The organism is Alcanivorax xiamenensis, from assembly GCF_009846745.1.
Taxonomy (GTDB): Bacteria; Pseudomonadota; Gammaproteobacteria; order Pseudomonadales; family Alcanivoracaceae; genus Alloalcanivorax; species Alloalcanivorax xiamenensis.
This window is the reverse complement of sequence record NZ_AQPF01000072.1, coordinates 1-12,608: the sequence shown is the minus strand read 5'-3', so window position 1 is coordinate 12,608 and position 12,608 is coordinate 1. Positions and strand designations below refer to the sequence as shown.

The 12,608-nt window shown below is 63.5% G+C and carries 13 protein-coding genes and 1 pseudogene; all 14 read left to right on the top strand.

Going from position 1 to position 12,608, the window contains the following annotated elements; translation table 11 throughout:
• The first annotated feature begins 122 nt into the window (after positions 1-122).
• The 14 genes and pseudogenes from accA (at position 123) to A6D6_RS20580 (ending at position 12,544) form a co-directional block, all read left to right on the top strand.
• Positions 123-1,094, top strand: a complete 972-nt coding sequence (gene accA, locus A6D6_RS20640; RefSeq protein ID WP_133492568.1) for an acetyl-CoA carboxylase carboxyl transferase subunit alpha — start codon at positions 123-125, stop codon at positions 1,092-1,094.
• Positions 1,094-1,610: pseudogene (gene tilS / locus A6D6_RS22020) on the top strand (tRNA lysidine(34) synthetase TilS); the annotation flags it as partial. The gene accA and the pseudogene tilS (A6D6_RS22020), both read left to right, overlap by 1 nt.
• A 111-nt stretch (positions 1,611-1,721) precedes the next feature.
• Positions 1,722-2,345 (top strand): tRNA lysidine(34) synthetase TilS, encoded by a 624-nt coding sequence (gene tilS, locus A6D6_RS22015; protein ID WP_236564198.1) that lies wholly within the window; start codon positions 1,722-1,724, stop codon positions 2,343-2,345.
• A gap of 454 nt (positions 2,346-2,799) precedes the next feature.
• A complete protein-coding gene (gene pyrG, locus A6D6_RS20630) occupies positions 2,800-4,425 on the top strand; it encodes a CTP synthase (protein ID WP_133492570.1) in 1,626 nt (541 codons plus the stop codon).
• A 3-nt stretch (positions 4,426-4,428) separates the two neighbouring features.
• Positions 4,429-5,277, top strand: coding sequence for a 3-deoxy-8-phosphooctulonate synthase (gene kdsA / locus A6D6_RS20625; RefSeq protein WP_133492571.1), 849 nt, complete (start codon positions 4,429-4,431; stop codon positions 5,275-5,277).
• A gap of 25 nt (positions 5,278-5,302) precedes the next feature.
• Positions 5,303-6,592: a phosphopyruvate hydratase gene (gene eno, locus A6D6_RS20620; protein WP_133492572.1), complete on the top strand. Its 1,290-nt coding sequence runs from the start codon at positions 5,303-5,305 to the stop codon at positions 6,590-6,592.
• A 43-nt stretch (positions 6,593-6,635) separates the two neighbouring features.
• Entirely contained in the window at positions 6,636-6,950 is a 315-nt protein-coding gene (locus A6D6_RS20615; RefSeq protein ID WP_133492573.1) for an FtsB family cell division protein, read from the top strand.
• The gene (gene ispD, locus A6D6_RS20610; protein WP_255461671.1) at positions 6,934-7,668 is read left to right on the top strand and encodes a 2-C-methyl-D-erythritol 4-phosphate cytidylyltransferase; all 735 of its coding nucleotides are present in this window, start codon (positions 6,934-6,936) and stop codon (positions 7,666-7,668) included. The genes A6D6_RS20615 and ispD overlap by 17 nt, the downstream gene beginning before the upstream one ends.
• On the top strand, positions 7,665-8,147 hold the full coding sequence (gene ispF / locus A6D6_RS20605) for a 2-C-methyl-D-erythritol 2,4-cyclodiphosphate synthase (protein WP_201303869.1): 483 nt from the start codon (positions 7,665-7,667) through the stop codon (positions 8,145-8,147). Before ispD ends, ispF begins: the two co-directional genes overlap by 4 nt.
• Positions 8,140-9,216: a tRNA pseudouridine(13) synthase TruD gene (gene truD, locus A6D6_RS20600; protein ID WP_236564196.1), complete on the top strand. Its 1,077-nt coding sequence runs from the start codon at positions 8,140-8,142 to the stop codon at positions 9,214-9,216. Before ispF ends, truD begins: the two co-directional genes overlap by 8 nt.
• A 38-nt stretch (positions 9,217-9,254) precedes the next feature.
• The gene (locus A6D6_RS20595) at positions 9,255-9,914 is read left to right on the top strand and encodes a protein-L-isoaspartate(D-aspartate) O-methyltransferase (protein WP_159661737.1); all 660 of its coding nucleotides are present in this window, start codon (positions 9,255-9,257) and stop codon (positions 9,912-9,914) included.
• On the top strand, positions 9,911-10,834 hold the full coding sequence (locus tag A6D6_RS20590) for a DUF368 domain-containing protein (RefSeq protein ID WP_159661736.1): 924 nt from the start codon (positions 9,911-9,913) through the stop codon (positions 10,832-10,834). The genes A6D6_RS20595 and A6D6_RS20590 overlap by 4 nt, the downstream gene beginning before the upstream one ends.
• A gap of 49 nt (positions 10,835-10,883) precedes the next feature.
• Positions 10,884-11,612, top strand: coding sequence for a peptidoglycan DD-metalloendopeptidase family protein (locus tag A6D6_RS20585; protein ID WP_133492577.1), 729 nt, complete (start codon positions 10,884-10,886; stop codon positions 11,610-11,612).
• On the top strand, positions 11,609-12,544 hold the full coding sequence (locus tag A6D6_RS20580; protein WP_133492578.1) for a cation diffusion facilitator family transporter: 936 nt from the start codon (positions 11,609-11,611) through the stop codon (positions 12,542-12,544). Before A6D6_RS20585 ends, A6D6_RS20580 begins: the two co-directional genes overlap by 4 nt.
• Positions 12,545-12,608: the final 64 nt, after the last annotated feature.

Below are 12,608 nucleotides of genomic sequence, written 5' to 3'. Positions count from 1 at the left end.
CGGCGTCCGGCGTCCGGCGTCCGGCGTCCGGTAACAACTTGCAACTTTACACCCAGCCAGGTATCTCGACGCTGTCATTGTATTGCGGCTACACTTGAGCGCACTGTGACAAGGGGTAGCACATGAATCCGAATTTCCTCGAATTTGAACAACCTATTGCGGAACTGGAAGCCAAAATCGAGGAACTGCGACTCGTAGGCACCGGCAGCGAGGTCAGTATCTCCGACGAGATCGGCAAGCTGCAGGAGAAGGGGATCACGCTTACCGAGAACATCTTCAGCAAGCTGACCTCCTGGCAGATCTCGCAGCTTTCCCGGCATCCCAAGCGCCCTTACACGCTGGATTACGTCAAGCGCATCTTCGGCGACTTCGACGAACTGCACGGCGACCGCAGCTTTGCTGATGATCCGGCCATCGTTGGCGGCATCACCCGTCTGGACGACCGTCCGGTCATGGTGATCGGCCACCAGAAGGGCCGGGAAGTGAAGGAAAAAGTGCGTCGTAACTTCGGCATGCCCAACCCGGAAGGCTACCGCAAGGCGTTGCGCCTGATGGAGCTGGCGGAGCGGTTCCGGATGCCGATCTTCACCTTCATCGACACCCCTGGCGCTTTCCCCGGCATCGACGCGGAAGAGCGCGGCCAGTCCGAGGCAATCGCCCGTAATCTGCGGGTGATGTCCCAGTTGAAAGTGCCGATCATCGCCACGGTGATCGGCGAAGGCGGTTCCGGCGGCGCGCTGGCTCTGGGCGTTTGCGACCACTTGCAAATGCTTCAGTACAGCACTTATGCGACGATTTCCCCGGAAGGCTGCGCCTCGATCCTCTGGCGCAGCGCCGAGAAGGCGCCGGAAGCGGCGGAAGCAATGGGGCTGACCGCCAACCGTCTGCATGAGCTGGGCATCGTCGATGAGGTGGTGCAGGAGCCGCTGGGTGGCGCCCATCGTGATTACGACCAGGCCGCCGACGCCGTGCGCCGCTCCCTGATCGCGGCGCTCAACAGCCTTGACGCCCTGGAGCAGCCGGAACTGATTCAGCGCCGCTATGAGCGCCTGATGAGCTACGGTAACTTCGTCAGCGACCCCGTGGATGAGTGATGTCCGATGCCGCCGTCCCCCGCGTGTCGGCGGCCCAGGCCCCGCCGGGGCCCTTGCTGCTGGCGTTCAGCGGCGGTCTTGATTCCTCTCTGTTGATGCACCTGCTGGTGGAGGCCGGTCTCGGCCCCCGCTTACGGGTGCTGCACGTCAATCACCAAATACAAGCGCGATCAGCGGACTGGGCGGCGTTCTGCCGGGCCCGGGCGGCGGCGCTGAAGCTGCCGTTCGAGGAAGTCCGGGTGACGGTGCCGGCGGCCGCGAATCCCGGCGCCCGCGCCGTCCGTTACCAGGCGCTGGCTGAACATGCCGCCAGCGCCACCGTGATCACCGCCCATCACCGCGACGACCAGGCCGAAACGGTCATGCTGAACCTGCTGCGTGGCGCCGGCGTGCAGGGGCTGGCGGCGATGACCGAACATTCCTCGCTGGAGGGGATGCCGGCCGTTGCTGGCGTTCGGGCGGGGGCAACTGGAACGTGAAGCCCGCCGTCGGGGCCTGGATTGGGTAGAGGACCCCAGTAACGCTGATGTCGGTCTGCGCCGGAACCGGCTGCGTCATGAAATCCTGCCCCGCCTGGCCGCTACCTGGCCAGGCGCTCCGACGATCCTGGCCCGCACCGCCGGGGTAATGGCGGATGCCGCCACCTTGCTGGACGAGAGGGCGGCGGAGGATGCCCGGGCGCTGGCGGCGCAGCGGGATCGGTTGCCTTTACGGGAGTTGGCGGCATTGAGCCGTGAACGCCGGGATAATCTGCTGCGCTGGTGGTTGGACCAGGCGGGAGCGCCACCGCCCTCCGTGGCCATCACCGGGCAAATCCGTGGCCTGTTGCGGGCACCGTCGGACCGCGAAGCCCGGGTGACCTGGGGCGGACACACTCTGCGCCGTTATCGCGGTGATCTTTACCTGCTCCGTGATGGTGACCTGCAACCGCTCAGCGGCTCTTTGCATTGGCGGGCTGGTGACGAGCCACCAGATTCCGGTCTCTGGCGCTTGCTGCCGGGGGAGGGTGAGGTGACGCTGTGGGTTCCGCCCGGTGATGTGCAACTACGGCCTTTCGTTGGCGGTGAGCGTTTGCGCCGTCACGGTCAGCGCCAGCAGGTATCGGAATTATGGCGCGTGGCCGGGGTGCCGCCCTGGCGACGCCGCCAATGGCCCCTGTTGTATCAGGATGATGAGTTGATGTCGGTGCCAATGATCGGCGTCGCCGACGGCGTGGACCGGCACCGCTGCCGGCCGTGGCAGTTGCGCTGATAGGTCGGCATTCGCGAGTGAACTCGCTGCCCACGGGCGGGCCTGCAAAGCTGCCGTGGGAAGCGGGTTAACTCGCGAATAGCCTGTCTTTCCACGTATCAGGTAGCCAACAACAGTGCCGCCTTTTACGTTTTTACCCGTTTTCACGGTGCGGCGGTGGTTCCCTGGCGGCAGCCGTTCTGTTACTATTTCATCCCATCCTGACGTAGCCCAACTCCCTGATATTTCAGGAATACCGAGACCCGGCGGTACGTCCGTTCCAAGACGAAACAGAACACACCTTTGCCCACCGTGGTGAGCAAAGGTATTTTTTTGGTGTCTGGTTGGCGCTTTCTCACCTCCGGGGCTTGGGGCCCGCGGCAGGTTGTGGAAAGATCGGTGGCACGGTCGATGAAAATGAAATAGCCGGTGACGGCTTGGGCACGTTCAATCCATGACTGATTCTGGTGGGTGCATGGCACGTTATATTTTTGTCACTGGCGGTGTGGTGTCTTCCCTTGGCAAGGGGATTACCTCGGCGTCCCTGGCCTCGTTGCTCGAGGCCCGTGGCCTTAAGGTCACTCTGATCAAGATGGACCCCTACATCAACGTGGATCCAGGCACCATGAGCCCCTATCAGCACGGGGAGGTGTTCGTTACCGAGGACGGTGCCGAGACCGACCTGGATCTGGGGCACTATGAGCGCTTCATCCGTACCCGGCTCAGCCGCCGCAACAGCTTCACCACCGGCCGTGTCTATCAGGACGTGCTGGATAAGGAGCGCCGTGGCGAATATCTGGGCGCCACCGTGCAGGTGATCCCGCACATCACCGATGAAATCAAACTGAAGATCCAGGAAGGCGCTGGCGACGCCGACGTGGCCATCGTCGAGATCGGCGGCACCGCCGGCGACATCGAGTCCTTGCCGTTCCTGGAAGCGGTGCGGCAGATGCGTGTGGAACTGGGTTCCAGCCGGTCCTTGCTGGTGCACCTGACGCTGGTGCCGTACATTGCCACCGCCGGTGAGATCAAAACCAAGCCGACCCAGCACTCGGTCAAAGAGCTGCGTTCCATCGGCCTGCAGCCGGACATTCTGGTATGCCGCGCTGATAATCCGATTCCGCAAAGCGCCCGTGAGAAGATCGCGCTGTTCACCAATGTGGAAGCCCGGGCGGTGATCTCCTCGCCGGACTGCAAGAGCATTTATCAGGTTCCCCGTGGCATGCACGAACAGGGACTGGACGCCATCGTGGTGGAAAAATTCGGGCTCGACCTGCCGCAACCGGATCTGTCCGAATGGGACCGGGTGGTGGAGGCCCAGTTGCATCCCCAGCACGAAGTCACCATCGGCATGGTGGGCAAGTACGTGGAACTGGCGGACGCCTACAAGTCGCTCAACGAAGCGCTGATGCACGCCGGCATCGCCAACCATGCGCGCGTCAACATCCGCTATATCGACGCCGAGGACATCGAACGCAACGGCACCGGTGAACTGGCGTCGGTGGACGCCATTCTGGTGCCCGGCGGTTTCGGCGACCGGGGCACCGAGGGCAAGATCGCGGCGATCCGCTATGCCCGGGAAAACAACGTGCCGTATCTGGGGATCTGCCTGGGTATGCAACTGGCGTTGATCGAATACGCCCGCCACGTGGCCGGCCTGAAAGACGCCCATTCCACCGAACTGAGACCGGACACGCCGGAGCCGGTGGTGGCGTTGATCACCGAGTGGACCCGTGAGGACGGCGGCAAGGAGTTGCGTTCGGCAACCTCCGATCTGGGTGGTACCATGCGTCTGGGTGGCCAGGAATGCGTGCTGGAAGAGGATTCCGTGGCGGCCCGGTGCTACGGTCGTTCTCATATCGTTGAACGACACCGGCACCGCTACGAGGTCAACAACAATTACCTGCCGCAATTGGAAGGCGCTGGCCTGCGCATCGCCGGCCGCTCCCATGACGGCGAACTGGTGGAAGTGATCGAAGTGCCGGATCATCCGTGGTTCGTGGCCTGCCAGTTCCACCCGGAATTCACCTCCACGCCCCGCGACGGCCACGGCCTGTTCAAGGGATACGTGGAAGCGGCGCTGGCCCACAAGGAGAGTTAATCCGTGAGCAGCCAGATAACCATCCAGCTTGACGGTCTGCGTTTCGCCAACGACGCCCCGATGGCCTTGTTCGGCGGCATGAACGTGCTGGAGTCCCGGGACCTGGCCCTGCGGGTGGCGGAGCATTACGCCCGGGTCACCGAAAAGCTGGGGATCCCCTGGGTGTTCAAGGCCAGCTTCGACAAGGCCAACCGCTCCTCCCTGCATTCCTTTCGCGGGCCGGGCATGGAAGAAGGGTTGAAGATCTTCGAGGAGATCAAACGGACCTTCCAGTGCCCGGTGATCACCGATGTACACGAGCCCTATCAGGCGGCGCCGGTGGCGGAAGTGGCGGACATCATTCAATTGCCGGCGTTTCTCGCCCGGCAGACCGATCTGGTGGTGGCGATGGCAAAAACCGAGGCCATCATCAATATCAAGAAGCCCCAGTTTCTGGCGCCCCAAGAGATGCGCCACATTCTGCACAAGTGCGAGGAAGCCGGTAACGACCAGCTGATCCTCTGTGAGCGGGGCTCCAGCTTCGGGTACAACAACCTGGTGGTGGACATGCTCGGCTTCGGCATCATGAAGACGTTCGGTTATCCGGTGTTCTTCGATGTCACCCATGCCCTGCAGATGCCCGGTGCCCGCAGCGACTCCGCCGGTGGCCGCCGCGCCCAGGTGGCGGAACTGGCCCGTGCCGGTATCAGCCAGGGCATCGCCGGCCTGTTCCTGGAAGCCCATCCCGACCCGGACAACGCCAAATGTGATGGCCCCTGCGCCCTGCGTCTGGATCGCCTGGAGCCATTCCTGGCGCAGTTGCAAACCCTGGATAATACGGTCAAGGCATTCCCCGCCTTCGACAACGACTGAATTGAAATTCTGGAGTAGCTCTCCCATGTCCAAGATCGTCGACATCAAGGCCCGCGAAATTCTGGATTCCCGCGGCAACCCCACTATTGAAGCCGATGTGATTCTCGAATCCGGCGCCAGCGGCAGTGCCTGCGCCCCCAGTGGTGCCTCCACCGGCTCCCGCGAAGCACTGGAACTGCGTGACGGTGACAAAGACCGTTATCTGGGCAAGGGCGTGACCCGGGCCGTGGGCAACGTCAATTCCGAGATCCGTGAATTGCTGGTGGGCCGTGACGCGGTTGCCCAGCGTGAGCTGGATCAGTTGATGATCGACTCCGACGGCACCGACAACAAAGGCCGCCTTGGCGCCAATGCGATTCTGGCGGTGTCCCTGGCGACGGCCAAGGCCGCCGCGCGGTTCCAGCAAAAGCCGTTGTACGAATACATTTCCGATCTTCAGGACGATGACAACGAGTACTCCCTGCCGGTACCGATGATGAACATCATCAACGGCGGTGAGCACGCCGATAACAACGTCGACATCCAGGAATTCATGATTCAACCGGTGGGCGCTCCCACCGTGGCCGAGGCGATCCGCTACGGCGCCGAAGTGTTCCACGCCTTGAAGAGTGTGCTGAAGAAGCAAGGGTTGGGCACGGCGGTGGGGGACGAGGGCGGTTTCGCTCCGGATCTGCCCAGCAACGAGGCGGCCCTGGAAGCGATTATGAAGGCCATAGACCTGGCCGGTTACAAAGCTGGCGAGGACATTACGCTGGCCCTGGACTGCGCTTCCAGCGAGTTCTACAAGGACGGTCAATATGTGCTCGCTGGTGAAGGGCGCAGCATGGACGCCGCCGGTTTCAGTGATTATCTGGCCGAACTGTGTGACCGTTACCCGATCATTTCCATCGAGGACGGCATGGATGAGTCCGACTGGGAAGGCTGGAAGATTCTGACCCAGACCCTGGGCAGCCGGGTGCAATTGGTGGGAGACGATCTGTTCGTCACCAACACCAAGATCCTCAAGCAGGGCATCGACCAGAACGTGGCCAATTCCATCCTGATCAAGTTCAACCAGATCGGCTCCCTGTCGGAAACGCTGGACGCCATCAAGATGGCCAAGGACGCCGGCTACACCGCGGTGATCTCTCACCGCAGCGGTGAAACCGCCGACACCACCATCGCCGACCTGGCGGTGGCCACCGCCGCCGGCCAGATCAAAACCGGTTCTCTGTGCCGCTCCGACCGGGTGGCCAAATACAATCGTCTGATCCGTATCGAAGAGGAATTGGGCCGCGCCGCCTACAAAGGTCGCAAAGAGTTCAAATTCCTGTGAGGAGCGGCGGGCGGCCGGCGGCCGCCCGTGATGAGGATTGCCCATGAAACTGTCCCCGGCCCGCCAGGTCATGCTCGCCGTTCTGGCTTTGCTGCTGGTGGTACTGCAGGTGCGCCTGTGGTTCGGGGAGGGCAGCCTGCGCCATGTGGCGACCCTGAAAAAGGAGGTTCAGGCGCTCTCCGAACAGAACCAGTCCCTCAGTGAACGCAACCGCCTGATGGCGGCGGACGTGCGTGACCTCAAGGAAGGCAGCGATGCGGTGGAGGAGCTGGCGCGCAAGGATCTCGGTATGATCCGTGATGGCGAGACCTTCTTCCTGATCCTGGAACCGGACGCGCCCCGTGACGACAAGCGTTAAGCCTTTCCCTTTGTACGCGGTGGTGCCCGCCGCCGGCGTCGGCGCGCGTATGGGCGCCAGCCTGCCGAAACAATACCTGACGCTGGAAGGCCGTACCCTGGCGGAACATACCCTGCAGCGGCTGCTGGCATTCGCGCCTCTGTCCGGCGTGGTGGTGGCGGTGGCCGAGGGCGACCCCTGGTGGCCGCGATTGTCGCTCAATGGAATGTCGCTCCATGATCATCCGCGTATCCGCACCGTCACCGGCGGCGCCAGCCGCGCGGAGTCGGTACGCGCCGGGCTCCAGGCGGTGCTGGAGCAGACGCCGGACGCCTGGGCGCTGGTCCATGACATGGCGCGCCCTCTGGTGCGCCTGTCGGATATCCAGAAGCTGCTCGACGGTGTCGCAGAGCAGGGCGGGATTCTGGCCTGTCCGGTGGTGGATACCATCAAACGGGCGGATCCCGGCCAATGCATCGACGCCACCGTGGATCGCAACCTGATCTGGCGGGCCCTGACCCCGCAACTGTTCCCAGCCGCGGCCCTGGCCGAGGCGCTGGCGGTGCCGGATGACGCCATCACCGACGAAGCGTCGGCCATGGAAGCGCGCGGCTGGCGACCCAGGCTGGTGGCCGGAAACGCCGACAACATCAAAATCACGGTACCGGAAGACCTGCCACTGGCACGCTTTTATCTGCGCCGCCAGGGGCAGGAAGCCGGTCTGGAGGAGTCATCATGAACCTGCGTATCGGTCAGGGTTTCGACGTTCACGCCTTTAGCGGTGAAGGGGATCACGTCATGCTCGGCGGTATTCGCATTCCCCATGAACGCGGCCTGAAGGCTCATTCCGATGGCGACGTGGCGCTGCATGCGCTCAGTGATGCGCTGCTCGGCGCCCTGGCGTTGGGAGACATCGGCCATTATTTTCCGGACACCGATCCGCGCTGGAAAGGGGCTGATTCCGCGGTTTTGCTCAAAGCGGTGATAGAGGACGTGACCGGCCGTGACTGGCGGCCGCTCAATCTGGATCTGACCGTGATCTGCCAGCAGCCTAAGATCGCTCCCCATGTTCAGGCCATGCGTGAACGTATCGCTGGCCTGATGGGGCTGGCTCTGGACGCGGTATCGGTGAAAGCCACCACCACGGAATGGCTGGGCTTCACCGGACGAGGCGAAGGTATCGCGGTGCAGGCGGTGGTGTTGCTTGAACGTGACTGAGTTGAATGGCGCCGTTTTGAACAACGTCGGCGCCCCGGCGCGGCCGCCGGCCCATGGCGCGCCGCTGGGACGTGCCCTGATGCGGGAGCAGTTCGCTGACTTTCGCGTCGACGAGATCATGACAGTGACGCCGGAAGGAGAGGGCGAGCACCTCTGGCTGGAGATTGAGAAAACCGATTGGAATACCGAGGACGTGGCGTTGTGGCTGGCCCGCCAGGCCGGCATTCATCGTCTCTCGGTGGGCTATAGCGGGCTTAAGGACCGCCGGGCCATTACCCGCCAGTGGTTCAGTCTCCATCTACCCGGCAAACCGGACCCTGACCTGGACTGCCCGCCGGGGGTGAGGCTGTTGCAGGCTCGCCGCCACCGGCGCAAGTTGAATCGCGGTACCCATCGCGCCAATGCTTTCCAACTGTGTCTGCGTCAGGTCCAGGCGGATCCGGCGGCGCTGGCGGAACGTCTGGCGCTGATCGCCCGCCTGGGCGTGCCCAACTACTTCGGTGAGCAGCGCTTTGGCCGTGACGACAGTAACTGGCAGCGTGGACTGGCGTGGCTGAGCGGAGAGGGCGAGGCGCCCCGCAAACGCACCCTGCGCGGCCTGTGGCTGTCGGCGGTGCGCTCGGGGCTGTTCAATGCGGTGCTGGCGGAGCGGGTGCGTGGTGGCTGCTGGGACCGGCTGCTGGACGGCGATCTTTTGCAACCGGACGGCAGCCGTGGATTATTCGCCGCCGCCGATGAACCGGGCGCCGAAACCCGCTTGAGTGCCGGGGACGTTCATCCCACCGGGCCTTTGCCCGGCGCCGGGGGCATGGCATCATCGGGCGCTTGCCAGATATTGGAACAGACCGTGCTGGCCCCTTGGGCCGCGGTCATCGAGGGATTGGCGGGGCAGGGCGTCGACGCGGCCCGCCGCGCCACCCGTCTGCCGGTGTCCGGCCTCGACTGGGACAGCTGGGACGATACCCTGCATTTATCTTTCCACCTGCCGGCCGGGGCCTTCGCCACCACCGTGCTGGCGGAGTTGCTGGAGACTCGCGGGCCGGAACGGCGCTCGCGGGAAAGGCTTTGATATCAGGGGGCGTCTGGCCCCATTGGGATTTTTGTAGCATGACAGACCGACGAAGTGGGATTGGCATGACGTCCGCGCGTACCCGGGAACGGCTGATCAGCCGGCTGAGGGAATCGGGGATCACCGATGAGCGGGTGCTGGAAGCCATTCGCGCCACGCCACGGCATTTGTTCGTGGACGAAGCACTGTCCCATCAGGCCTACGACGATACCGCCCTGCCCATCGGTCACGGGCAGACCATTTCCCAGCCCTGGGTGGTGGCACGCATGACCGAGCTGCTGATCGAACAGAGCATTCCGGAGAAAGTGCTGGAGGTGGGGACCGGCTGCGGTTACCAGACCGCGGTGCTGGCCGCGTTCGCCCGTCAGGTCTGTTCGGTGGAACGTATTCGTCCGCTGCAGGACGCCGCCCGGGTGCGACTGCGTGAACTGGGACTGGCCAACCGAGTGCAATTGCGCCACGCCGATGGCGGTTTCGGCTGGTCCTCGGCGGCGCCGTTCGATGGCATTCTGGTGACTTGCGCCCGTCCGGACATTCCCGAGGAACTGCTTGCCCAACTGGCGGAGGGTGGCCGCCTGGTGATGCCGGTGGGGGACCGCCAGCAACGGTTGACCGTGGTCGACCGGAATGGCAATGAGCTGGTGTCCAGAGCTCTGGACCCGGTGCGGTTCGTGCCCTTTCAGAGAGGCGTGCAATGACCACTTTGTTTCGCCCCGGCATCTACTGCCGGGGCATCGCCATGGGCGCCGCCGATGTGGTGCCCGGCGTTTCCGGCGGCACCCTGGCGTTGATCACCGGCATCTACGAGGAACTGATCGGCACCCTGGGCGGAGTTCGCCCCGGGTTGATCACCGTCTGGCGCCGGCAGGGGTTCGCCGCCTTCTGGCGTGCCGGCAACTTCACCTTCCTGATCTCCCTACTGGCCGGCATTCTCACCAGCATCGCTTTGCTGGCACGCTTGATTACCTGGTTTCTGGAACACCACCCGGTGCCGGTGTGGGCGTTCTTTTCCGGTTTGATCGCCGCCAGTATTCCAATGATCCTCAAGCCGCTGGTCCGCCGGGGCCCGCCCCAGTGGGCCGCGTTTCTGATTGGCACCCTGGCGGCGGTGGCGATATCGCTGGCGCCGGGATTGCAGAGCGCTGGTGTCGGTCCGCTGGTGTTCTTCCTCGGTGGCGCCGTGGCCATCTGCGCGATGATTCTGCCGGGCATTTCCGGCAGTTTTATCCTTCTTTTACTCGGGCTTTATGAGCCGGTTCTGCAGGCGGTACGTGATGGCCAGTGGCCATTGCTGTTTGCCTTCGCCGGCGGGTGCGCGGTGGGGCTGCTGAGCTTCGTGCATTTGTTGAAGTGGTTGCTGAGTCGCTACCATGACACGGTAATGGCGCTGCTTGGCGGCTTCATGGCCGGTTCGCTGGTCAAACTCTGGCCCTGGCGTGTGGGCGCCGAAAGTGGCTTGGGAGAACACTGGCTGACGCCTGGTCAATACGCCCAGGTCACCGGCGAGGGGACGCAGATTTTTATCGCCGTGGTCGCTACTTTGTTGGGGGTGGCCGTGGTCTGGCTACTTTCCCTGGCCGCACCTGTGCATAATGTCGCCAAGGAGACCACCGACTGAGAGCCTGTTCTTGCGCGTTTGGGTCCGTATATTCAGCTTCTGTATGGCTATGGCACTGCTGTTGGGCGGGTGCGCGGTAAGCAATCCGCCGCCGGTGGTTGACCTGTACGGCAAGTCATCCCGTTCCCAGCCGGTGACTTCCGGCAGCCATAAGGTGGCTCGCGGCGAGACTTTGTATTCGATCGCCTGGCGCTACGGCTGGGACTACAAGTCGCTGGCGCGCGCCAATGGCATCAAGGCGCCTTACACCATCTACCCCGGACAAGTGATCCGTTTTTCCTCCCGCGCCGCGCCGGCGCCAAAAGCCCGTCCACGCAGTACCGCCTCAAGCAGCAAACCGGCGGCGAAGCCGGCCGTCAAACCGGTGGCTAAACCGGCCCCTCCACCGGCCCCTAAAGTGGTCAGCAATGTACGTTGGCGCTGGCCAACGGAGGGCGAGTTGGTGCAGCGTTTTTCCGCTGGCGGAGGCCCTCGCGGAATCGCCATCGCCGGGCGTCGCGGCGCGTCGGTGGTGGCCGCGGCGGACGGGACGGTGGTGTATAAAGGCGTGGGCCTGACCGGTTACGGCAAGTTGCTGATCATCAAGCACAATGATCGCTGGTTGAGCGCCTACGCCCACAATGATGACTTGCTGGTGAAGGAGGGGGAGCAGGTGAAATCCGGGCAGAAGATCGCCACCATGGGATCGAGCGGCACTTTCCGCACCCAATTGCATTTTGAGATCCGCCGGGACGGACAACCGGTGGACCCGCTTCCCCTGTTGCCGAAGAAACCATGACTGATCATGCCCGTGCTTCCCACCGCCTACTGCTTCTCGCCGCTTCCGCCTCGGTGGCGGTGGCCCTGGTGCTGATCGTGGTGAAGGCGTTGGCCTGGAGCGCCACCGGCTCGGTCAGCCTGCTGGCTTCGCTGGTGGATTCGGCGATGGATTCTCTGGCCTCGCTGGTGAACTTTGCCGCCATTCGCTATTCGCTGGTGCCGCCGGATGAGGAGCACCGCTTCGGACACGGCAAGGCGGAGGCACTGGCGGGACTGGGCCAGGCGGTCCTGGTGGCGGGCTCGGCGGTGTTTCTGGGGCGCGAAGCGATCCTCAAAATGCTGGATCCGCAACCTCTGGAGGCCACCGGTCTGGGGATCGGCGTGATGGTGTTTTCCATTGTCCTGACCGGTGCGCTGGTGCTGTTTCAGCGTTATGTGATTCGACGCACCGGCTCCACCGCGATCGAGGCGGACAGCCTGCATTACTTTTCCGATCTGGCGGTGAACCTGGGCATTATCGGCACTCTGCTGATCGTCTGGCTGGGCTTTCCGGAAGCGGACGGCATCGTGGCATTGCTGATCGCCGTGTTCGTGCTGCGTTCCGCCTGGCACATCGGCTGGAAAGCCAGCCAGCTGTTGCTGGACCGGGAGGTGGAAGGGGATACCCGTGATCGTATTGGCGCCATCGTCGGAGCCCATACCGACGCGCTCGGGTTCCATGATCTGCGTACCCGTCTCTCGGGGCGCACACTGTTTATTCAATTGCATGTGGACATGGACCAGACCATGTCCCTGCTCGATGCCCATGCCCTCGGTGAGCGCATTCGTCTGGATATTCGCAAGGCGTTTCCCAACGCCGAGGTGATCATCCACCAGGACCCGGTACCCGGAGCGCCCCGGGTGCCGGTGGATGAGCGCCGGACGCCGCACGCCAGAGGCCGGACGCTTTAGAGCACCGCCTCTTCGAATATAGCGGATATAAGTAAGGTTCATCGCGGTTTAGCGGGAAGGGTCG

Bases quoted from the DNA above. Each gene is read 5' to 3' on its own strand.
- A6D6_RS20580 (WP_133492578.1), top strand. From the start codon at position 11,609: ATGACTGATCATGCCCGTGCTTCCCACCGCCTACTGCTTCTCGCCGCT.
- pyrG (WP_133492570.1), top strand. From the start codon at position 2,800: ATGGCACGTTATATTTTTGTCACTGGCGGTGTGGTGTCTTCCCTTGGC.
- A6D6_RS20590 (WP_159661736.1), top strand. From the start codon at position 9,911: ATGACCACTTTGTTTCGCCCCGGCATCTACTGCCGGGGCATCGCCATG.
- eno (WP_133492572.1), top strand. From the start codon at position 5,303: ATGTCCAAGATCGTCGACATCAAGGCCCGCGAAATTCTGGATTCCCGC.
- tilS (WP_236564198.1), top strand. From the start codon at position 1,722: ATGGCGGATGCCGCCACCTTGCTGGACGAGAGGGCGGCGGAGGATGCC.
- A6D6_RS20595 (WP_159661737.1), top strand. From the start codon at position 9,255: ATGACAGACCGACGAAGTGGGATTGGCATGACGTCCGCGCGTACCCGG.
- ispF (WP_201303869.1), top strand. From the start codon at position 7,665: ATGAACCTGCGTATCGGTCAGGGTTTCGACGTTCACGCCTTTAGCGGT.
- A6D6_RS20615 (WP_133492573.1), top strand. From the start codon at position 6,636: ATGAAACTGTCCCCGGCCCGCCAGGTCATGCTCGCCGTTCTGGCTTTG.
- accA (WP_133492568.1), top strand. From the start codon at position 123: ATGAATCCGAATTTCCTCGAATTTGAACAACCTATTGCGGAACTGGAA.
- A6D6_RS20585 (WP_133492577.1), top strand. From the start codon at position 10,884: ATGGCACTGCTGTTGGGCGGGTGCGCGGTAAGCAATCCGCCGCCGGTG.